The organism is Microbulbifer maximicatervae (SeqCode) (assembly GCF_052467825.1).
This window is the reverse complement of sequence record NZ_CP174327.1, coordinates 1,980,001-2,000,825: the sequence shown is the minus strand read 5'-3', so window position 1 is coordinate 2,000,825 and position 20,825 is coordinate 1,980,001. Positions and strand designations below refer to the sequence as shown.

The 20,825-nt window shown below is 52.0% G+C and carries 16 protein-coding genes, 5 tRNA genes and 2 rRNA genes (1 of these 23 running past the window's edge); 1 reads left to right on the top strand and 22 read right to left on the bottom strand.

Going from position 1 to position 20,825, the window contains the following annotated elements:
* Positions 1 to 54 precede the first annotated feature (54 nt).
* The 20 genes from rpoB to ACJJII_RS08760 all read right to left on the bottom strand — a co-directional run bounded on the left by rpoB (position 55) and on the right by ACJJII_RS08760 (position 17,140).
* Entirely contained in the window at positions 55 to 4,128 is a 4,074-nt protein-coding gene (rpoB, locus tag ACJJII_RS08855) for a DNA-directed RNA polymerase subunit beta (protein ID WP_444892716.1), read from the bottom strand.
* A gap of 298 nt (positions 4,129 to 4,426) precedes the next feature.
* Positions 4,427 to 4,795: a 50S ribosomal protein L7/L12 gene (gene rplL / locus ACJJII_RS08850; RefSeq protein ID WP_282934403.1), complete on the bottom strand. Its 369-nt coding sequence runs from the start codon at positions 4,793 to 4,795 to the stop codon at positions 4,427 to 4,429.
* A gap of 77 nt (positions 4,796 to 4,872) precedes the next feature.
* Positions 4,873 to 5,367 (bottom strand): 50S ribosomal protein L10, encoded by a 495-nt coding sequence (rplJ, locus tag ACJJII_RS08845; protein ID WP_282934404.1) that lies wholly within the window; start codon positions 5,365 to 5,367, stop codon positions 4,873 to 4,875.
* 277 nt (positions 5,368 to 5,644) lie between these two features.
* A complete protein-coding gene (gene rplA, locus ACJJII_RS08840; RefSeq protein WP_444895283.1) occupies positions 5,645 to 6,340 on the bottom strand; it encodes a 50S ribosomal protein L1 in 696 nt (231 codons plus the stop codon).
* Positions 6,341 to 6,772 (bottom strand): 50S ribosomal protein L11, encoded by a 432-nt coding sequence (gene rplK, locus ACJJII_RS08835; protein ID WP_108731645.1) that lies wholly within the window; start codon positions 6,770 to 6,772, stop codon positions 6,341 to 6,343. It lies immediately after the preceding gene.
* Between the two features lie 154 nt (positions 6,773 to 6,926).
* Complete coding sequence (gene nusG / locus ACJJII_RS08830) at positions 6,927 to 7,460, bottom strand: transcription termination/antitermination protein NusG (RefSeq protein ID WP_108731644.1); 534 nt, start codon at positions 7,458 to 7,460, stop codon at positions 6,927 to 6,929.
* Positions 7,461 to 7,470: 10 nt separating this feature from the next.
* Positions 7,471 to 7,839, bottom strand: coding sequence for a preprotein translocase subunit SecE (secE, locus tag ACJJII_RS08825; RefSeq protein WP_108731643.1), 369 nt, complete (start codon positions 7,837 to 7,839; stop codon positions 7,471 to 7,473).
* 116 nt (positions 7,840 to 7,955) lie between these two features.
* Positions 7,956 to 8,031: transfer RNA gene (locus tag ACJJII_RS08820), tRNA-Trp, on the bottom strand.
* Positions 8,032 to 8,128: 97 nt separating this feature from the next.
* A complete protein-coding gene (gene tuf, locus ACJJII_RS08815; RefSeq protein WP_108731642.1) occupies positions 8,129 to 9,322 on the bottom strand; it encodes an elongation factor Tu in 1,194 nt (397 codons plus the stop codon).
* Between the two features lie 129 nt (positions 9,323 to 9,451).
* A tRNA-Thr gene (locus ACJJII_RS08810) sits at positions 9,452 to 9,526 on the bottom strand.
* A 69-nt stretch (positions 9,527 to 9,595) separates the two neighbouring features.
* Positions 9,596 to 9,669, bottom strand: a tRNA-Gly gene (locus tag ACJJII_RS08805).
* Between the two features lie 56 nt (positions 9,670 to 9,725).
* Positions 9,726 to 9,809: transfer RNA gene (locus ACJJII_RS08800), tRNA-Tyr, on the bottom strand.
* Between the two features lie 108 nt (positions 9,810 to 9,917).
* Positions 9,918 to 9,993 (bottom strand) — tRNA-Thr (locus ACJJII_RS08795).
* Positions 9,994 to 10,185: 192 nt separating this feature from the next.
* On the bottom strand, positions 10,186 to 10,875 hold the full coding sequence (locus tag ACJJII_RS08790; RefSeq protein WP_444918918.1) for an SPOR domain-containing protein: 690 nt from the start codon (positions 10,873 to 10,875) through the stop codon (positions 10,186 to 10,188).
* A 14-nt stretch (positions 10,876 to 10,889) separates the two neighbouring features.
* Positions 10,890 to 11,627 (bottom strand): type III pantothenate kinase, encoded by a 738-nt coding sequence (locus ACJJII_RS08785; protein WP_444906487.1) that lies wholly within the window; start codon positions 11,625 to 11,627, stop codon positions 10,890 to 10,892.
* Positions 11,624 to 12,625 (bottom strand): bifunctional biotin--[acetyl-CoA-carboxylase] ligase/biotin operon repressor BirA, encoded by a 1,002-nt coding sequence (birA, locus tag ACJJII_RS08780; protein ID WP_444906488.1) that lies wholly within the window; start codon positions 12,623 to 12,625, stop codon positions 11,624 to 11,626. Before birA ends, ACJJII_RS08785 begins: the two co-directional genes overlap by 4 nt.
* 5 nt (positions 12,626 to 12,630) lie before the next feature.
* Positions 12,631 to 13,743: an alanine racemase gene (gene alr / locus ACJJII_RS08775; RefSeq protein WP_444906489.1), complete on the bottom strand. Its 1,113-nt coding sequence runs from the start codon at positions 13,741 to 13,743 to the stop codon at positions 12,631 to 12,633.
* A 27-nt stretch (positions 13,744 to 13,770) separates the two neighbouring features.
* Positions 13,771 to 14,961 carry an ABC transporter permease gene (locus ACJJII_RS08770; protein WP_282934410.1) on the bottom strand — a complete coding sequence of 397 codons (1,191 nt, stop codon included), beginning with the start codon at positions 14,959 to 14,961 and terminating at the stop codon, positions 13,771 to 13,773.
* Positions 14,958 to 15,695 carry an ABC transporter ATP-binding protein gene (locus tag ACJJII_RS08765; protein WP_282934411.1) on the bottom strand — a complete coding sequence of 246 codons (738 nt, stop codon included), beginning with the start codon at positions 15,693 to 15,695 and terminating at the stop codon, positions 14,958 to 14,960. The genes ACJJII_RS08770 and ACJJII_RS08765 overlap by 4 nt, the downstream gene beginning before the upstream one ends.
* Positions 15,692 to 17,140, bottom strand: a complete 1,449-nt coding sequence (locus ACJJII_RS08760; protein WP_444906490.1) for an alpha/beta fold hydrolase — start codon at positions 17,138 to 17,140, stop codon at positions 15,692 to 15,694. The genes ACJJII_RS08765 and ACJJII_RS08760 overlap by 4 nt, the downstream gene beginning before the upstream one ends.
* A gap of 154 nt (positions 17,141 to 17,294) precedes the next feature.
* On the opposite strand from ACJJII_RS08760, the gene ACJJII_RS08755 reads away from it, so the two are divergent.
* Positions 17,295 to 18,254, top strand: a complete 960-nt coding sequence (locus ACJJII_RS08755; protein WP_444906491.1) for a hypothetical protein — start codon at positions 17,295 to 17,297, stop codon at positions 18,252 to 18,254.
* 782 nt (positions 18,255 to 19,036) lie between these two features.
* Here the strand turns inward: ACJJII_RS08755 and rrf are convergent.
* Together rrf and ACJJII_RS08745 are read right to left on the bottom strand one after the other, a co-directional pair.
* A 5S ribosomal RNA gene (gene rrf, locus ACJJII_RS08750) occupies positions 19,037 to 19,152 on the bottom strand.
* A gap of 203 nt (positions 19,153 to 19,355) precedes the next feature.
* A 23S ribosomal RNA gene (locus ACJJII_RS08745) occupies positions 19,356 to 20,825 on the bottom strand (it continues 1,412 nt past the right edge of the window).

Below are 20,825 nucleotides of genomic sequence, written 5' to 3'. Positions count from 1 at the left end.
GCGCTGGCACTTGTCTCATTTCACCTGCCAACAGGCTTCGGTACGGGTTCGGATTTACTCGTGCTCAAGCTCGAAGTTCATACCGAGAGAGCGGATTTCCTTAACCAGTACGTTGAAGGATTCCGGCATGCCCGGCTCCATGCGGTGGTCGGAGTCCACGATGTTCTTGTACATCTTGGTACGGCCTTCCACGTCATCGGATTTAACCGTGAGCATTTCCTGCAGGGTGTATGCGGCACCGTAAGCTTCCAGCGCCCACACTTCCATCTCCCCGAAGCGCTGACCACCGAACTGGGCTTTACCACCCAGCGGCTGCTGGGTTACCAGGCTGTAGGAACCGGTAGAACGCGCGTGCATCTTGTCGTCTACCAAGTGGTTCAGCTTCAGCATGTACATGTAGCCCACAGTTACCGGACGCTCGAAAGCATCGCCGGTACGGCCGTCGTGTAGGGTGATCTGACCGGAGTCCGGGATATCGGCAAGACGCAGCAGCTGCTTGATCTCACTTTCATCGGCACCGTCAAATACCGGGGTCGCCATAGGTACACCGCGACGCAGGTTTTGCGCCATGGTCATGACTTCTTCATCGGAGAACTCGTCAAGCTCTTCCTTGCGTCCGCCAGTGGAGTTGTAGACCTCTTCCAGGAATCCGCGCACCTTGGCGATTTCCTGCTGCTCCTTGATCATCTTGTCGACTTTAACGCCGAGGCCTTTAGCGGCCATGCCCAAGTGCATTTCCAGAACCTGACCAACGTTCATCCGCGAGGGAACGCCCAGCGGGTTCAGGACGATATCTACCGGCTCACCGTTTTGGTCATAAGGCATGTCCTCAACGGGCTTGATTACGGAGATAACACCTTTGTTACCGTGACGACCGGCCATCTTGTCGCCCGGCTGGATGCGGCGTTTGATCGCCAGGTAAACCTTAACGATTTTCAGCACGCCCGGAGCCAGATCATCGCCGGACTCCAGTTTCTTCTTCTTGTCTTCGAAGGCTTCGTCGAGCAGCTTGCGACGCTCTTTCAGCTGAGCTTCCGCTTTTTCCAGCTGATCGTTCAGGCTGTCGTCTTCCATACGCAGCTTGAACCAGTCTTCGCGCGGCAGAGCGGCGAGGACTTCAGCGGTCATCTCATCGCCCTTCTTAACGCCCTTACCACCGGCGGCCTTTTGGCCCAGTAGAGCTTGTTGCAGACGCTCGAAGGTCGCACCTTCTACAATGCGATATTCCTCGTTCAGATCCTTGCGGACCTCGTCCAGCTGTGACTTCTCGATATCGAGGGAGCGCTGGTCTTTCTGCAGGCCGTCGCGGGTAAATACCTGAACGTCGATCACCGTACCGCGAGTACCACTGGGCGCGCGCAGGGAGGTGTCCTTAACGTCGGAAGCTTTCTCCCCGAAGATTGCGCGCAGCAGTTTTTCTTCTGGAGTCAGCTGGGCTTCGCCCTTCGGAGTGACCTTACCTACCAGGATATCGCCAGCGCCTACTTCTGCACCGATGTATACGATGCCGGACTCGTCCAGCTTATTCAGCGCAGATTCGCCCACATTGGGGATATCCGCAGTAATTTCCTCACTGCCCAGCTTGGTATCGCGGGCAATACAGGTCAGCTCCTGAATATGAATGGTGGTGAAGCGGTCTTCCTGTACAACGCGCTCACTGATGAGGATGGAGTCCTCAAAGTTGTAACCATTCCAGGGCATAAATGCGATACGCATATTCTGGCCCAGAGCCAGCTCACCCAGGTCTACAGAGGGACCATCGGCGAGGATATCGCCACGGACTACACGATCCCCGGTATTAACGATCGGGCGCTGGTTGATACAGGTATTCTGGTTGGAGCGGATGTATTTGGTCAGGTTGTAGATATCCACACCTGCATCACCGGCTTCCACCTCAGCGTCGGCCACGCGAACAACCACACGGCTGGAGTCAACGCGCTCAATAATGCCGCCGCGCTTAGCAACCACACACACGCCGGAGTCGCGCGCTACAGTGCGCTCCATACCGGTACCCACCAGCGGCTTTTCAGCGCGCAGGGTCGGTACCGCCTGACGTTGCATGTTCGATCCCATCAATGCACGGTTGGCGTCATCGTGCTCGAGGAATGGAATCATCGCCGCAGCTACGGAAACCACCTGCTTGGCGGAAACATCCATATACTGGATTTCGCCCGGTGCTTTCAGGGTAAATTCGCCCTGGTGACGTACGCTGATCAGGTCATCAACAAAGTTACCGTTGTCATCTACTTCCGCAGACGCCTGGGCAATAATGAAGTTGGCTTCATTGATCGCGGACAGGTACGCAATTTCATCAGTTACCTTGCCATCGACCACTTTGCGGTAGGCGCTCTCGAGGAAACCGTAATGGTTGGCGCGGGCGTAAGTAGCCAGGGAGTTAATCAGACCGATGTTCGGTCCTTCCGGCGTCTCAATCGGACATACGCGGCCGTAGTGAGTCGGGTGCACGTCGCGCACCTCAAAGCCAGCGCGCTCACGGGTCAAACCACCCGGGCCGAGGGCGGAAACACGACGCTTGTGAGTCACTTCCGACAGCGGATTGTTCTGGTCCATAAACTGGGACAGCTGCGAGGAACCGAAGAATTCCTTCACGGCAGCGGCAACCGGCTTGGCATTGATCAGGTCCTGAGGCATCAGGCCTTCGGACTCCGCCATGGACAGACGCTCTTTAACAGCGCGCTCTACACGTACCAGGCCAACGCGGAACTGGTTTTCAGCCATTTCGCCTACGGAACGCACACGGCGGTTACCCAGGTGATCGATATCGTCGACCATGCCCTGACCGTTGCGGATATCGATCAGAGTCTTCAGAACTTCGACGATATCTTCTTTGCTCAAAGTGCCGGGGCCAGTCTCATCTTCGCGACCCAGGCGGCGGTTGAACTTCATGCGGCCAACAGCGGACAGGTCGTAGCGCTCGTCGGTAAAGAACAAGTTCTCGAACAGCGCTTCTGCGGACTCCTTGGTGGGCGGTTCGCCCGGGCGCATCATACGGTAAATCTCTACCAGCGCTTCCAACACAGTGCGAGACGGCTCTGCACGCAGGGTGTCGGAGATAAACGGACCGCGATCCAGGTCGTTGGTGTACAGGGTTTGGAAACTCTTAACGTTCAGTACACGCAGCTTGGCGATTACTTCATCAGTAATCTCGGTATTACAGTCGATCGCGATCTCACCAGTGGACTCATCGATGATGTCGTTCGCCAGTACACGGCCAAACAGGTACTCAAGCGGTGCTTCCAGCTTTTCTACGCCGGCCTTTTCCAACTGGCGGATATGACGCGGGGTAATACGGCGACCCTCTTCGACAATCACCTTGCCCTGGCCGTCTTTGATGTCAAAGGAAGCAACATCACCGCGCAGGCGGGATGGAATCAGCTCCAGGCTGACACGGTCTTCCAACAACTCAAAGGTGCTGGTCTCGAAGAACATTTCCAGCATTTCCTGGGAGGTGTAACCCAGGGCGCGCAGCAGAATAGTCGCTGGCAATTTACGGCGACGATCGATACGAACGAATACCAGGTCTTTCGGATCGAACTCGAAGTCCAGCCATGAGCCACGGTAGGGGATGACACGCGCGGCGTACAACAGCTTACCGGAAGAGTGAGTCTTGCCTTTGTCGTGATCGAAGAATACACCCGGGGAACGGTGCAGCTGGGATACGATAACGCGCTCGGTACCATTGATTACGAAGGTACCGTTGTCGGTCATGAGCGGAATCTCGCCCATGTAAACTTCCTGCTCTTTAATGTCCTTAATGGACTTATTCGCAGATTCTTTATCGTAAATAATCAGACGCACGCGCACGCGCAGCGGACATGCATAGGTAACGCCGCGCAGGGTACATTCCTTAACGTCAAAAGCGGGCTTACCCAGCGTATAACTTACGTACTCCAGGGCGGCATTGCCGGAATAGCTGACAATCGGAAATACAGATTTAAACGCCGCTTGCAGGCCAACGTCCATACGGTCGTCGGGGCGCTTGTCGGCCTGTGTAAAGTTGCGATAAGAATCGAGCTGTATCGCAAGCAGAAAGGGCACATCCATGACCTTAGGCAGTTTGCCAAAATCCTTGCGGATACGTTTTTTCTCAGTATATGAGTAAGCCATTCAAATTCCCCAGCTTGATCAGTGACAAGACTTCGTGGGACTCCAGTCCAGAGCCCCTCCGGGCGAGAAGCCTCTGGTCAATGCAACTTGCCTGCACTGGCCAGAAACCTCTCCGCTTGCTTTTGGGTAGCGCTACTGCGCTATGGTTAAATGAGGTTTGCCACGGTTTTTAAATCCCGCCGGCACCGGTAAAAACCTCAGTACCGCAAACGGCAAAAAGGCCGGCGGACAAAAGTCCACCAGCCTTACCGCTACCCGCCGCTTTACGCGACAGCTAGCGGGAGACGCAAGAACCGAATTACTTCAGTTCTACAACTGCGCCAGCTTCTTCCAGCTCTTTCTTAGCTGCTTCAGCTTCGTCTTTGCTTACGCCTTCTTTCAGCGGGCTCGGAGCGCCGTCTACCAGACCTTTAGCTTCTTTCAAGCCCAGGCCAGTGATGCCGCGAACAACTTTGATCACGTTCACTTTCTTGTCGCCTGGGGAGGTCAGGATTACGTCGAAAGAGTCTTTCTCTTCAGCGGCAGCTTCGCCACCAGCTGGGCCAGCTACAACTGCTGCAGCAGCAGTTACGCCGAATTTCTCTTCCATTGCTTCGATCAGCTCAACAACATCCTTAACGGACATTTCGGCAACAGCATTGATGATATCTTCTTTAGTCAGAGACATGATTCAGTACCTGAATTGGTTTGAGCAGTAGCTGCTCGTATTTCGTTTTGAAACTGCGATTCGCTCTAGCGAAAAAATTACGCAGCTTCCTGCTCTTTTTGGTCGCGAACGGCCGCAATAGTGCGAACCAGCTTGCCAGCAGATGCTTCTTTCAACACGCTCATCAGCTTGGCGATCGCCTCGTCGTAAGTCGGCAGGCTTGCCAACAATGCGACGTCGGTGATCGCGCCTTCGAAGGCAGCACCTTTCAGTTCCAGCTTGTCATTGCCTTTAGCGAACTGGCTCAGGATGCGCGCGCCGGCACCTGGGTGTTCGTTAGAGAATGCAATGATGCTAGGACCTACGAATTTGTCAGTCAGACATTCGTATTCGGTACCTGCCAGAGCGCGACGCGCCAGAGTATTGCGGACGACTTTCAACCAAACGCCGTTCTCGCGAGCCTCTTTGCGCAGAGTGGTCATGTCATTCACGGTTACGCCGCGGGAATCCGCAACAACCGCAGACAGAGCACCTTCAGCAGCTTGCTGGACATCTGCGACAATCGCTTTCTTGTCTTCGAGTCCAATAGCCATAGTGTCACTCCTGGATTTGAAAAAAACCGGACTTAAACGTCCGATCCGTTCCGGTGCATAAAGCTCAAATCCAGTAAAAATACTGGTTTGGGCGACACCGTCTGCGTAGGCTCGAACCTCGCAATGGCCAACCTGGCCGAAGTTCGGATTAAGCCAGGCACGTTAAACCTCAACGCACCTGACACCTACGGTCTTTGACGGCCCACCTTCTGCCGAAGCATTCAGGTGGACCCCAAAGTTCGATTTACTGAGAGGTGATCACACCCCGCAGTGATATTTAGATATTCAGGGAAGACTGATCGATAACCAGACCCGGGCCCATAGTGGTGCTCAGGGTGATCTTCTTCAGATATACACCTTTTGCAGAAGCCGGCTTGGCTTTCTTCAGGTCGGCAACCAGAGCTTCCAGGTTCTCTTTCAGAGAGTTCGCATCGAAAGCCACTTTACCGATACCACCGTGGATAATGCCGCCTTTGTCAGCGCGGAAACGCACCTGACCAGCTTTGGCATTTTTAACCGCAGTAGCAACGTCTGGAGTTACGGTGCCAGTCTTCGGGTTCGGCATCAGGCCGCGCGGGCCGAGGATTTGACCCAGTTGACCTACAACGCGCATCGCATCGGGGGAAGCGATTACTACGTCGAAGTCCATCTTGCCTGCTTTAACGTCGGCAGCCAGCTCGTCCATACCGATCAAGTCAGCGCCCGCTTCTTTAGCGGCGTCAGCGTTAGCACCCTGGGTGAAAACAGCTACGCGAACTTCTTTACCAGTACCGTGCGGCAGAGTAGTTGCACCGCGAACAGCCTGGTCGGATTTACGTGGGTCGATGCCCAGGTTTACAGAAGCGTCTACAGTTTCTGCAAACTTAACGTTGGACAGCTCTTTCAACAGAGCTACGGCTTCTTCCATGCCGTAAGCTTTACCAGCTTCAACTTTTTCAGCGATTACGCGCTGACGCTTGCTCAATTTAGCCACTTAGAGACCCTCCACTTCGATACCGGCGCTGCGAGCGGAACCGGCGATAGTACGCACGGCCGCGTCCAAGTCGGATGCAGTCAGGTCTGCTTTCTTCATTTCTACGATCTCTTCCAGCTGAGCGCGGGTTACTTTACCCACTTTCTCAGTGTTCGGACGACCGGAACCGCTCTTGATCTTGGCAGCCTTGCGCAGCAGTACAGCGGCGGGCGGCGACTTCATGATGAAGGTGAAGGAGCGGTCGTTGTATACAGAGATTACAACTGGAACTGGCAGACCTGGCTCGAGGCTCTGGGTCTGGGCGTTGAACGCCTTACAGAATTCCATGATGTTCACACCGTGCTGACCCAGTGCGGGACCAACGGGCGGACTCGGGTTGGCCTGACCGGCCTTAACTTGCAGCTTGATATAAGCTTCTACTTTCTTAGCCATTACAGCTCTCCTCTAGTTGGGTATTAACGCCCGCCACTCAACCATAAGGTTTAAGAGCAAGCTCCCCGAACCCCGAAATGAAAACTCATTTTTCGGGGACGCGAAAACCCCCTTCCACCTCGCGGCGAAAGGGGGCAAAAAATTTATACTGGAATCAGGTCTTCTCTACCTGACTGAACTCCAGTTCAACCGGGGTGGAACGTCCGAAGATCAACACAGCCACTCGCAAGCGACTCTTCTCGTAGTTAACCTCTTCAACCACACCGTTGAAATCATTAAACGGACCGTCGATAACTCGAACCATTTCACCGGGTTCAAACAGAGTCTTGGGCTTGGGCTTATCGGCGGAATCGTCGATGCGATTCAGGATAGCCTGCGCTTCGCGGTCAGTAATCGGGGCTGGCTTATCCGCCTTACCGCCGATAAAACCCAGCACTCGGGGAGTTTCTTTCACCAAGTGCCAGGTATCGTCATTCAATTCCATTTCTACCAGGACATAGCCCGGGAAAAACTTGCGCTCACTCTTACGCTTTTGCCCTGCGCGCATCTCAACCACTTCTTCCGTGGGAACCAGGACTTCACCAAACAGGTGGTCCATTTCGTTCAGCTCAATGCGCTCTTTCAGGGAGCTGGCGACACGCTTCTCATAGCCCGAGTAAGCCTGGACCACATACCAATTCTTTGACATGTATCAACCTTTAGCCGATAAATTTGGAAGCCGCCCAACCCAGAGCTGAATCAAGCGCCCACAAGATAAGCGCCATAATCAACACGAAAACAACCACAATCGCTGTGGTCTGGGTTGCTTCTTGGCGGGTCGGCCAAACCACACGCCTGACTTCAGTTTGCGCTTCGCGCAACAGTTGCCACAACGCATTGCCTTTGGCGGTATTTACAGCCACAACCAGAGCTACCAGACAGATGGCAGTTACTGCCAACACTCGGTAAAACAAAGGGAATTCGGCGTAATATGAATTGCCTGCAACAGCACCGCCCACCAGCAGCACTATTAACAACCACTTCAGACCGTCAAGACGAAAGGTTTTCGCTTCTGTTTTAGCATTCATATAAGAAGCCCTTAGCGCACTATAGATAATCTTTTAGCGCTCATAAACACAAAAGCCCCACTGACAAGTAGGGTTTTGCGACACCCCTAAGCTTATCTAAGCGGAGTGATTAAAAATGGCAGGCCAGGAGGGACTCGAACCCCCAACACCCGGTTTTGGAGACCGGTGCTCTACCAATTGAACTACTGGCCTGTACAGTGTGAGTACTTTCGCACTCAAAGATGAGAGAGCTACAGGAACTCTCCCACCTGGTGCACCACATAGAATATTGTGATGCAGAAATCAAAGATTACTCAATGATCTTAGCAACAACGCCCGCACCTACGGTACGACCACCTTCGCGGATAGCGAAGCGCAGGCCGTCTTCCATGGCGATCGGAGCGATCAGGGTAACAACCATTTGAATGTTGTCGCCCGGCATTACCATTTCAGTACCTTCCGGCAGCTCTACCGCACCAGTTACGTCGGTAGTACGGAAGTAGAACTGAGGACGGTAGCCTTTGAAGAACGGGGTGTGACGACCACCTTCGTCCTTGGACAGTACGTACACTTCCGCTTCGAACTTGGTGTGCGGAGTGATGGAGCCCGGCTTAGCCAGTACCTGACCACGCTCTACTTCGTCACGCTTGGTGCCGCGCAGCAGTGCGCCGATGTTCTCACCAGCACGACCTTCGTCGAGCAGCTTGCGGAACATTTCAACACCAGTACAAGTAGTAGTGGTGGTTTCTTTGATACCAACGATTTCGATCTCGTCGCCAGTGTTGATCACACCGCGCTCAACACGACCAGTTACAACAGTACCACGGCCAGAGATAGAGAATACGTCTTCGATCGGCATCAGGAACGGCTGATCTACAGCGCGCTCTGGCTCAGGGATATACTCATCCAGAGTCTCTACCAGCTTCTTAACAGCGGTAGTACCCATTTCGTTGTCGTCTTCGCCGTTCAGGGCCATCAGAGCGGAACCAACGATGATCGGAGTGTCGTCACCTGGGAACTCGTACTGATCCAGAAGTTCGCGAACTTCCATTTCTACCAGCTCGAGCAGCTCTTCGTCGTCTACCATGTCCGCTTTATTCAGGAATACAACGATGTAAGGTACACCTACCTGACGGGAAAGCAGGATGTGCTCACGAGTCTGCGGCATGGGGCCGTCAGCTGCGGAACATACCAGGATAGCGCCGTCCATCTGAGCAGCACCGGTGATCATATTCTTAACGTAGTCGGCGTGTCCCGGGCAATCTACGTGCGCGTAGTGGCGAGTCGGGGACTCGTACTCAACGTGAGAAGTAGCGATGGTGATACCGCGCTCACGCTCTTCCGGCGCATTGTCGATACCGTCGAAAGCAACAGCGTCACCGCCCCAAACTTCCGCACATACGCGGGTCAGAGCAGCGGTCAGGGTGGTTTTACCGTGGTCAACGTGACCGATGGTGCCCACGTTCACGTGGGGCTTGGAACGTTCAAACTTTTCTTTTGCCATTGCAGCCTCCTATATATAGGCGAGCCGATAACGGCACCACCCACGTCCAGAACATGCACATCCGACCCGGAAAATCCGACCCCGGACACAAACAACCGCAAGAGCTTTCACTCTTGCGGTCATATAAAATGGAGCTCATGGGCGGATTTGAACCGCCGACCTCACCCTTACCAAGGGTGTGCTCTACCCCTGAGCTACATGAGCTAAAATCTTGCCGATAACGGCATCTTAAAATGTTGCACCCTGGAGAGCATTCCAACCAACCCCAAAACTTGGAGCGGGCAGCGGGGATCGAACCCGCATCATCAGCTTGGAAGGCTGAGGTTCTACCATTGAACTATGCCCGCTTTCGGGACCTCCATGCGAAACCATTCGATTTCGCGCAACACCCTAAGGTGTAATATGGTGCAGGGGGGTGGATTCGAACCACCGAAGCTTTCGCGTCAGATTTACAGTCTGATCCCTTTGGCCACTCGGGAACCCCTGCTCAAAGCGGTGTGCATTGTCTACACATCTCGCTGCGCTGTCAACAATTTTTCTTTAAATTTCACATACTTAGCAGCGAAACCTAATTTTGACAGCAACGGGATGAAAATGGAGCTGGCGAGAGGAGTCGAACCCCCGACCGGCTGATTACAAGTCAGCTGCTCTACCAACTGAGCTACGCCAGCCCTATCCCGTTCATTGCCGAAGTTGTTAAGTCACCCTCGTCAATGGAGGCGGGATTCTATGGGAACTTATCTCGACACGCAACACCCTTTTTGCAGATAAATCATATTTTTTATGTCGCCTATTCCAACCTGCTGAAAAAAACAGCGATTCGAGACGCCTACTGGTGATTTTCTGATAAATCTGCTTTTTTGTTAGCCAAGTACTTCAGAACAAAGATTTGGGCGCCGATCCAGGTCCGGGTATTCACGCTGCAGTTGTCGCCAAAATTCTTCTGCAAGACTTTCTGTGCTGCCAGGGGGCATAACTATCCACCGCTCCATATAGGTTTGCGGCTCCTCCTTGAACTGCGCGGTAACCCCTCTCTCCTTCAAAACGGCAGTATGGGACTCAGCTCGGGCTCGCTCACTAAAAATCCCAAATGAAATGCCATTTTCCAATGCGCCTTTGGGAATGACATAGCTGTCGATCCCCTGAGACTGTAGTTCACGCAAGCGGTTGTAGGCCTCCCGCCTCGAACTCAGTGGCGGCAGATATACCCAGTAGCGCATCTGCCCCTGCATTTCTATATCACGCAGTTCGGCCTTAACCTGAAGGGACCGGATTCGCTGCAAGAGATTCTCGCCCTGGTACTCCTCCGCGAAAGGCCCCAACAGCGTACAAAGCTGCTCAACCTCAAAGGACTCCTTACTCAGTGCCCCAGCCTTCTCTGGAGCAGGCAGCTCTTCAGGGGATATTTCGCTAACGAGGGTAATTTTCTTTCCCTCCGACTCGAGAGGGATCGGGCTCTTGCCGCTACTTAACTGCGGAGATGGCGCTACCAACATATACCAGGCAAAAAGCACAGCGTTCAGGGCAACTAAAGAAAGGGCTATCCAGCGCATAACAGAGTAAATTTTTATGGATTACTAAGGGCCAACCCATCCATCACCAAATCAGGAACCAGGCGATGTTCGTGCTGGTAAACTGCGGAGAGCAACTGCGCATCTCCACCGGTTAACCACAATAAAGGGAGGGAACCGGAGTGGACCTGCAATTCTTCCATTGCTCGATCAACCGCACCCAACACCATCAGCAAGAGGCCACGGTTTATCGCCTCATTGGTATTGCGTCCCGCGCCCAATGTTTTTGTCAGGGCCAGTGCCTCACGACTCTTTGCTGCATGGGTATCGACACTGAGAACGCGATTCATCAATCCGAAACCGGGAACGATATATCCCCCAATGTGGCGCCCGCTATTGTCCAGCAAATCTAAGGTGACCGCACTGCCGCAATCCACAATTAATGATGCTCGGGGAGATTGCTGGTAGGCCGCCAACATTGCCAGCCACCGATCCACCCCCAGGGCGGAGTGGTCTTCATACCCACAGATAACGCCGGCACATTGAGGTGCCACTGCAGAGAATTCAGCCTCCAGTGTGAACAGGTCTCGGGCCACCTGACTCAAGAATTCAGCAACAACGGGACCGGCGACATTCACTACCCGAAAACGGTAGGGGGTTAAGTCTGCCCAACCCTCAGGCAAAACCTGCTGGCGCAACTGCCCAGTTTCGATATCACCACGGGCTATCACCTCGCCTTCGACCAGGTAGCGCCACTTACCCCGTGTATTGCCGACATCCAGCTCTAGAATCACACCTGCCCCCGCAACGAGATTTCCCCCCCATGAAATGACTTTTGCCCTTTATCAGTGTCGAGTAACAAGGCTCCTTTTTCATCGACACCGGCCGCAACACCTTCCCAGCTCAAATTACCTGACCGCAACTGAACTGGCTGCCCGGCAAACTGGTCTAGGGTTGACCATGATTCCCGGTAAGTGGCGAACCCCCATTCCGGGTAAGTTTCCAGCATCGGTAACAGCTCGCTGAGTATCGCCGCAGTTAATTCACTGCGGCCAATACCAGGACGGACTTGCTGGAGATCAGCCCATGGTTGATCAATCTCCTCTGCTGTCTTTGCGTTGAGACCATTATTCAATCCAATACCGATAACCACTGAACAGCGGTCGGTTAAATCCCCTTTTAGCTCAAGTAATACACCGGCCAATTTACGGCCCTGGCACCACACATCATTTGGCCACTTCAGGCGCACGCCCGGTACAGAAAAACGCTCGAGCGCTTTTGCCACAGCAACACCGACGGCAAGACTCAACCCCTCCAGGCTTTGTACACCGCCATTAAACTCCCAGCCCACTGAGAGGCTGATACTTGTGGCATAGGGGCTGACCCAGTTGCGACCACGGCGGCCCCGACCGGCACTTTGCCGCTCGGCGAGAATCGCTACAGCGTGTCCCTTACCTTCTTCAAAACGCTCCAGTAACAGGGAGTTCGTTGAACTCAACTCATCAAAAACCTGCAACTCGCGCAGTAGCGCTCGGGCTGAACCATCCAGCTGAGCGGTAACAGTCTGCTCAGATAGCAGGTCGAGACCTCCCGGCAAGCGATAACCTCGCCCCTTAGCAGACTCAAGCGTCAGGCCGTAGCTCTCGAGCTTTTGTAGTTGTTTCCAAACAGCGGCTCGGCTGACACCAAGCGCACTCCCGAGGGATTCTCCCGAGTGTATTTCCCCATCCGCCAGAAGCTCCAGCACCGGGCGAAGCTGTTCTAATGGTGTTTTTGCGGCGACGTCCTGCAATTTGTTCAACCTTTTACATAATGGCGGCCATAGCGATGCCCGAGGCTCGTCAGGACTTCATAACCGATAGTCCCGGCATACCCAGCGACCTCATCCACCGTAAGCTGGTCATTGAGAATCTCGATCGACTGAAGGGAGTCCCGCTCCTCTTCGCTGAGACCCGAAATATCGAAAGTGGTAGAGTCCATTGATATACGCCCGACAATTGGCAGAGGGCGGCCGTGCCCCCATCCGCGCCCCCGCCCCCCTTGGGCTCGTATAATGCCATCGGCATATCCACCCCGAGCTACCGCAAGCCAACTATCTCCGGGAACTTCCTGGGTCGCACCATACCCCACAGACCGGGACTGACTGACATAGCGCTTTTGGACAATTGGCAAGCCCAAAGTCACCGTTGGACGCATCGGGTTTTCAGCCTCAGGGATAGGGTTAAGGCCGTATAGTGCGGAGCCCGGTCGGGCAATATCAAAGTGATAGTCCTCACCCAAAAAGATGCCGGATGAGTTCGCAAGGCTGAGCTGAATATCCGGGCACAGTTCCCGCAAGCGATCGCCCGCGGTCTTAAACTCGTTCAACTGAAGCTTGTTATGCGGATGTTGGGGCTGATCTGCACAGGCAAGATGACTGAAGAACATCCGAACATCGGCGGACTCTAAGAGAGGGCGGTCCTTGAGCAGCAATTCGAACTCATCTGGGGTCAATCCCAGCCGAGTCATGCCGGTATCAATTTTTACGGCGCAAGGGGCCTCCAACTGAGCTTTCTCGCAGATTTCAACCCAGCTCTTCAATTGATCCAGAGTAAACAATGTGGGGATCAAACCCGCGCGAGCGCACTCTAGTTCAGCACCAGGCCTGACACCGGTAAAAATAACTATATTCACATCGTTGCCGAGGTCACTGCGCAAGCGCTCCCCCTCGACTTGGGTGGCCACAAAGAAATCGCGGCATCCCTGAGCGTATAGCGCCGGTGCAACATGAGCCATTCCCAAGCCGTAAGCATCCGCTTTAACCACAGCACCGCACCGGGTGCCGGCTTTCAAGCGATTAGCCAGATCCTGATAGTTATCTGCTATAGACCTCAGGTTGATACTTAATAACCCTTCACGAAAGTCACTCATACCAGTACAACTCGCTAAATCAGTAAGCTAGGTAGCTCCGAGCAGACTCTCTCGCTGCAGCGCTCGGGCACCGCCTAATATACACCCAACAACCAACAAAAGGCTGACTAGTGAGCCAGCGATCATCAGAGATATGGAGACCGTATCCCCAACCAGTAGAGCCTTAAACCACTGCTGTTGCGCGACCAGCGGGACCAACTGCCAGGCAGGCTCCTCTAGCTCTATGGATGACATATCCAATATTAACAACATAGTGACAGGTAAAATCTGCAATATACTCAATTGAGTTTGGGCATCTTTAAATGACTGGGAACGCAACGCTAACAATATTTGCAGTACGGCAACCAATAGAGCCAGTGGGAGCAGGGCTAGCGCCATAGCAACCATGCCACTCAGCGTAGTTGCATGTTGTATCCCCATTTCAGCCAAGGGCAAAAATGGAAAAACAGCCATTAGCGAAACTAACGCGAGAATTGAAGATAACCAACTGATACTGGCTACAGCGAGCACCTTTGCCAGGACCACCTGCCAGGCGGCCAGAGGTTGTTGCAGTAATACCTCAAAACTCATTCTCTCCCGCTCACCGGCAGAGGCATCAATGGACGAGGACAGGCAACCTATAAACAGCGTCATTATCAAGAGTGTCGGTATTGAACCAACAATCCAGGCACTGCGGGTAGACGGGGTACTGACATCCCTAACCTGGACTTGCCAGGGTGCTATTGTTTTTAGTGGGACTCCCCTAGCGACCATTCTTTGTTGAACAATGAGCTGTTGTAGCTCACCCAGCTTTTGTTGAACATGACTCGCGCCTTGCCCGCTGAAACGATCGGAGCTATCAACATACAAATAAACCTTGGGGCTGCGGAAATTGCGATAATCGGTAGAAAAACCTTCATCAATTTTCACAACTGCATCGTAACCTTCATCAAGTAAAGCTATCGGGTCCCCTTCTGACAGGCTATCCAGTTCCACCCGCCCTTTACTCAGCTGCTGCTCTAATACTGGTAAATCCTGCCCGCCTAACAACGCTAGCTGAAATGTCCTCTCCCCTTGGGACTTAAACATAAACAGAGTCATCGATGCGATCATTCCGGGAAATGAAATGGCAAACAGCAAAGATAAATACAGTGCTCGCCGGTCACGCCAAACCTCTAAAGACTCCTTCTTCAGAAGAGCAGACATGGCGGGAGTAAATAATAGGTTTAAAAATTTCATGCCATCACCTCCCCTTTAACCCCGTAAGCCAGAGTGACGAAACTATCTTCCAGGTTTTTACAGCCTGTGCGTTCTACAAGCTCATCGGGGGTACCACTATCGACAATAGCACCGTTAGCCATCACCAATACTCTATCTGACAACTCAGTAACTTCAGCCATAATATGGCTGGAAAATAAAATGGCTACGCCCTCAGAGCGCAACCGCAGAAGTGTTTTCCGCAGCAGTCTCGCTGCAAGGACATCAAGCCCGCGAGTCGGTTCATCGAGTATCAAATGCGTAGGCCGGTGAACTAGTGCCCGCGCCAGCGACACTTTCATTCTCTCCCCCTGGGAAAAGCCTTTTGTCCGACGTTGCCACAAATCTTCTAATTCCAGCTCTTCTCGAACAGAATTCAATGCGCGCTTAAGCTCTGCCCCAAATAATCCCTGCGCACTGGCAAAAAATGATAAGTACTCCGCTACAGTAAGTCGTTCATACAAGCCTTCACGATCGCCGACAACGCCCAATTGCCGCTTTATTTCTAATGGCTTTTCGGCCACATTAAGCCCACTAACAATTACTGTACCTTCATCCGGTTTTACCAACCCCGTTATAATTCTGAGGCATGTAGTTTTACCGGCTCCATTAGCCCCCAGCAAAGCGGTTATTTGGCCATCAGGTATATTGAAATTCAGGTCTTTGAGTACTTTCTTTCCAGAGAATTGCTTGTGAATAGATTTAACAGCAATCATTTGTTATCCCCTTGGCTCGATAGCAACTCACTGGATACCGCTTTATCAATTTCAGGTCCAAAAGCACCCGCCATAAAAGGTGGTCTTTGAATATCCGCAATACAATCACTATCCAAAGAAGCAAGTGGAGATTTTAGAAAATCATCTATTAGCTTTGGTATACAACCGCGCATACTATTGATATGTCCACCACCTGGAACCACTACCTGTTTTAATTCTGAAAGATACCCCAAGCTTTGTTCCGCATAATAATGTGGGGTAATAGGGTCAGCTTCCCCGGAAATAATTAACACAGGATGATTTCTTTCTTCCGGGACTTCGTAAGTGATAGGAGATACGGGCCACACCTTGCAACCCTCAGCAAAAATCTCAAAAAAAGCATCACCTAAAAAGCTATCGCGAATATCTGCAGCCAGCTCTTCCTCTGTAGTGCGATTTAATTCTTCAGCGCAAGCAACCGATAAGGTGAGCCCCATAGACATACTTCCATCATCAGATAAAAGTCCAACCAACCCCGATAGCGGTAAATAATTACCCTCCTCAGCCTGGCTAATAGCGTATGGTAACTGCGCTGCCGTTTCAGGTGCGTAGAGCGCGGTCCTTATCAGGTTTTGTATGAAGCTACGGGGAACACTTGTTTCCATTGTGCGACCAGAGTGGGGGTCCGGGAAGTTCGATGCTCTTCCATCCCAGTCCCTAAGCAAGCTATCCAGGTCAGATCTCCAATCGCCAAATTCGGAGCACACCGGATCCTGACTGCAGTCTTTCTCCAATTTTAGCAGCGCCTTTTCAGCAGCTTGCGCAGTAAGAAAAACTTTTGACTCAATCGGGGCTACGGCATCCAGGATCAGGACACTTAAACTTTCGGGATACCATTGCTGGTAAAGAAGCGCGGTGCGAGTTCCCCAAGAACCTCCCCACAAAGCAATTTTTTTATGTCTCAACTGGAGGCGCACTTCCTCCAGATCATCAACCGCTTGACGGCTATGCAGCGCTTTCGCAAAGGAGGAGTTTTCAAGGTAGCAAGTTGAGAATTGATCGGTGACCGCCTCCAGATCCATATGGACTTCTCCGTCGATCCCACAGTCAAATGCAGCCGAGTAACCCGAGCCGCGCCTATCGACAAGAACGATCGCCCTACTCTGATTGACTTTATATAAGGCATTTAGAATCGGGGTCAGATAACTGGCTGCCTGACCGGGGCCACCGGCCAGTAAATAAAGTGGCTCCAGTCCAATGTCATTAACTGCTGGGGCTACCATTACCGCTAGATCTACTGCAGCTTCTCCCCCACCAACCGGTATCGTTGTACAGTGCAGAGCATGGCTCCAGCCGTCCAGGTAGCAGGACTCGAAGTTATTCTCTTCTCTCTCTTCTGCAACTGCTGGAGATAGCCCTATAAACAAGCTGATCGCGAAGATCGCAAACCTCTGTATCCAAACCACTGCCAACCCCCTATCCAACGAATTTATCCCAACCAGTGTATCGAACTGCTCCTAAGGTGTCGTCATCCAACAAAAGGCAGATAATTGCATTTGCATTAGCGCCCACCCCTGCACAGTGGTATGGTTTCTTATTTACTTGCCCATGATTGCACCCATGAGCTTTTCAGACCGAGAAAAACACCTAATCCGAGCCGCCTTTGCCTGGGGCCAAATCACACAACAGGAAGGCTATACACTTTCTGATCTTGAAATTGAAAAATCGGTTCTCTTCCGACGATTACTTGGCGGTCGGCCGCCATTGGCATTCCCGCCACCATTGCGTCACGGATTTCCCTGGTATGACGTTATTGAAGGGCGTAGCGAACACTTAGTGAGTGCATCCGAAGCCTCACCTGAATGCAGCATCATTGCACCGGGCTGTAAGCTCGGGGATACCTGCATTCTTATTGACGGCGCCTTTTGGCGCGTAGTCGAAACTGTTCGCGAGCACGAAGAATATATCGTTGAGTGGGGCCAATACCCAATGCAGTGGCGCTTGAAAAAGCATTGGGAAGTAAACTATGAAATGACACAACAGCTTCATAGTTTTCGTAAAGATAACCCCAATGCCGAAGTGAGCTTTGACAACTATTTAAGCCAAAGGGAGTACCGGGAATTTCGCATAGACGATGATCAGACGGTATGGCTCTGTGAATGGCAATTAAGCCGCACCAGCCTCTCTGGTTGGGTTTGGGTTGGGACAATACTACCTGTTCCCGATTATCAGCTCGTTCCAGTGTTCGACGATGATCACGGCCCGGTTATTCTCGGCGAGGATGGTAATTCCAATGGGCAGGCCTGGCTGCGTATTGAAGATGCCACAGATGAATACCGCTTCGTTAAACTACTGGGAACCTACGACTACCAGTCGCTAATTACTGCGAGCACCACTGAGCTGAAGACCTTTTTACAAGACCTACAGCAAGAAGAGTCAGCAGACATTGAAGTATTGGATTGGCACCAGAACAATGCCGCACGACGCTTTGCTCTCCCTGCCGAGCTGGTTCCACTAGAAGACCTCAGTTTGAATGATATGAACTTTGACCTCGTTCCAGATAACGCCTTTGCTTACTAGCCCACCCAAGCCCCACCTGGTGGGGCTTTTTTATCCCCAAATTTTTCTTCTTTCGCATACTGGCGTACCAATCAGCCGCAGTAATCCACAGATTTACCGCTCATAACACTGTTAATAACTGATGTCCGTTTTATGGCGCCTTTGTTACCAACAGAAACCATGGATAGAGTTGTGTATAACTCCGGGATATCCCCTGCCAGCCCCGTGGTTGCTTGGCTCTATTGAAGACGGGTAAAAAAGCAGCACTTTTTGCGTGGATTTCCACAGCCAGCGGTTACTAACAGAAAGTCTGGATAGAGTTGTGCATAACTTTAATAAACGGGCTGCAGGCCCCGTGGTTACAGGGGATTACTGCAGAGACTAAAAAATCACCGATATTTTTATGGGCTAATTTTAATTTTTGGCGGGAGTGGTATGGGTACTTTTCTGAGTTTTACGCGAGTTATTTTTGTTGGATGATTTTTTATATAAGTGCTACGGAAGTATGTAAAGACCTATTTTTATAAGCTTTTTAGCAGAGCGTCTGTTTAAGCTGCTCAGCTAGTTTTAGGTTTTTCTTTTTTTAATTACTGACTGATTTTTTAAATAGAAAGTTGAGCATTAAAGTTTTTCAGAATTACTTTTATTTTTTCTATTTAATTTCTACTGAGTAATTTCAGCCTTCCCTTTCTTAGCTTTTTTGTTTTTGTTTTTTGCTTTTTGTTTTTTGCTTTTTGTTTTTTAAATATTTTTCAGCCATAAAAAAAGGGCCACCCTATTGGGTGGCCCTTTTCGGATTAGAAGCCTGACGATGACCTACTCTCACATGGGGAAGCCCCACACTACCATCGGCGATGTTGCGTTTCACTTCTGAGTTCGGCAAGGGATCAGGTGGTTCCACAACTCTATTGTCGTCAGGCAAACTGGCTTGGGTTGGCGTTGGTCTTATAAGCAAAGTGCTTGGCCTGCCGCGTTATCGCTGTTTACCTCGGTCATGTTATTGACCGGCGATAACCCCAAATAAGTCGGTAAAACAATCTGTAGTAATACACCGCAAGCGATCGTATGTCTCTAACTCACAATCCGCTAGCTTAGCTAGTCGTTAGTAACCATCTCTGTTGTATGGTCAAGCCGCACGGGCAATTAGTACTGGTTAGCTCAACGCCTCACAACGCTTCCACACCCAGCCTATCAACGTGGTAGTCTTCCACGGCCCTTCAGGAGGCTCAAGGCCTCAGGGAGATCTTATCTTGAAGGAGGCTTCCCGCTTAGATGCTTTCAGCGGTTATCCCGTCCGAACATAGCTACCCGGCAATGCCACTGGCGTGACAACCGGAACACCAGAGGTTCGTTCACTCCGGTCCTCTCGTACTAGGAGCAACTCTTCTCAAATCTCCAACGCCCACGGCAGATAGGGACCGAACTGTCTCACGACGTTCTAAACCCAGCTCGCGTACCACTTTAAATGGCGAACAGCCATACCCTTGGGACCGGCTTCAGCCCCAGGATGTGATGAGCCGACATCGAGGTGCCAAACACCGCCGTCGATGTGAACTCTTGGGCGGTATCAGCCTGTTATCCCCGGAGTACCTTTTATCCGTTGAGCGATGGCCCTTCCATACAGAACCACCGGATCACTATGACCTACTTTCGTACCTGCTCGACATGTCTGTCTCGCAGTCAAGCGCACTTATACCATTATGCTCATTGCATGATTTCCGACCATGCTGAGTGCACCTTCGTACTCCTCCGTTACTCTTTGGGAGGAGACCGCCCCAGTCAAACTACCCACCATACACTGTCCTCGATCCGGATAACGGACCAGAGTTAGAACCTCAAACATACCAGGGTGGTATTTCAAGGACGGCTCCACAACAACTAGCGTCGCTGCTTCAAAGCCTCCCACCTATCCTACACAAATAGGCTCAAAGTTCAGTGCAAAGCTGTAGTAAAGGTTCACGGGGTCTTTCCGTCTAGCCGCGGGTACACTGCATCTTAACAGCGATTTCAATTTCACTGAGTCTCTGGTGGAGACAGCGTGGCCATCGTTACGCCATTCGTGCAGGTCGGAACTTACCCGACAAGGAATTTCGCTACCTTAGGACCGTTATAGTTACGGCCGCCGTTTACCGGGGCTTCGATCAAGAGCTTCGCCGAAGCTAACCCCATCAATTAACCTTCCGGCACCGGGCAGGCGTCACACCCTATACGTCCTCTTACGAGTTTGCAGAGTGCTATGTTTTTAATAAACAGTCGCAGCCACCTGGTCACTTCGACCGGCCTCAGCTTAGGGAGCAAGTCCCATCACCAAAACCGGCGTACCTTCTCCCGAAGTTACGGTACCATTTTGCCTAGTTCCTTCACCAGAGTTCTCTCAAGCGCCTTGGTATTCTCTACCTGACCACCTGTGTCGGTTTAGAGTACGATTCACTATTACCTGAAGCTTAGAAGTTTTTCCTGGAAGCAGGGCATCAACCACTTCACCCACTAAGTGGGCTTCGTCATCAGTTCTCAGCCTTAGGGACCCGGATTTGCCTAAGTCCCCAGCCTACAACCTTAAACATGGACAACCAATCGCCATGCTGGCCTAGC

What these genes read in the sequence shown, in the direction of transcription:
- rpoB (WP_444892716.1), bottom strand. Translation starts at nt 4,128, where the DNA reads ATGGCTTACTCATATACTGAGAAAAAACGTATCCGCAAGGATTTTGGC.
- rplL (WP_282934403.1), bottom strand. Translation starts at nt 4,795, where the DNA reads ATGTCTCTGACTAAAGAAGATATCATCAATGCTGTTGCCGAAATGTCC.
- rplJ (WP_282934404.1), bottom strand. Translation starts at nt 5,367, where the DNA reads ATGGCTATTGGACTCGAAGACAAGAAAGCGATTGTCGCAGATGTCCAG.
- rplK (WP_108731645.1), bottom strand. Translation starts at nt 6,772, where the DNA reads ATGGCTAAGAAAGTAGAAGCTTATATCAAGCTGCAAGTTAAGGCCGGT.
- nusG (WP_108731644.1), bottom strand. Translation starts at nt 7,460, where the DNA reads ATGTCAAAGAATTGGTATGTGGTCCAGGCTTACTCGGGCTATGAGAAG.
- secE (WP_108731643.1), bottom strand. Translation starts at nt 7,839, where the DNA reads ATGAATGCTAAAACAGAAGCGAAAACCTTTCGTCTTGACGGTCTGAAG.
- tuf (WP_108731642.1), bottom strand. Translation starts at nt 9,322, where the DNA reads ATGGCAAAAGAAAAGTTTGAACGTTCCAAGCCCCACGTGAACGTGGGC.
- ACJJII_RS08790 (WP_444918918.1), bottom strand. Translation starts at nt 10,875, where the DNA reads ATGCGCTGGATAGCCCTTTCTTTAGTTGCCCTGAACGCTGTGCTTTTT.
- alr (WP_444906489.1), bottom strand. Translation starts at nt 13,743, where the DNA reads ATGAGTGACTTTCGTGAAGGGTTATTAAGTATCAACCTGAGGTCTATA.
- ACJJII_RS08770 (WP_282934410.1), bottom strand. Translation starts at nt 14,961, where the DNA reads ATGAAATTTTTAAACCTATTATTTACTCCCGCCATGTCTGCTCTTCTG.
- ACJJII_RS08765 (WP_282934411.1), bottom strand. Translation starts at nt 15,695, where the DNA reads ATGATTGCTGTTAAATCTATTCACAAGCAATTCTCTGGAAAGAAAGTA.
- ACJJII_RS08755 (WP_444906491.1), top strand. Translation starts at nt 17,295, where the DNA reads ATGAGCTTTTCAGACCGAGAAAAACACCTAATCCGAGCCGCCTTTGCC.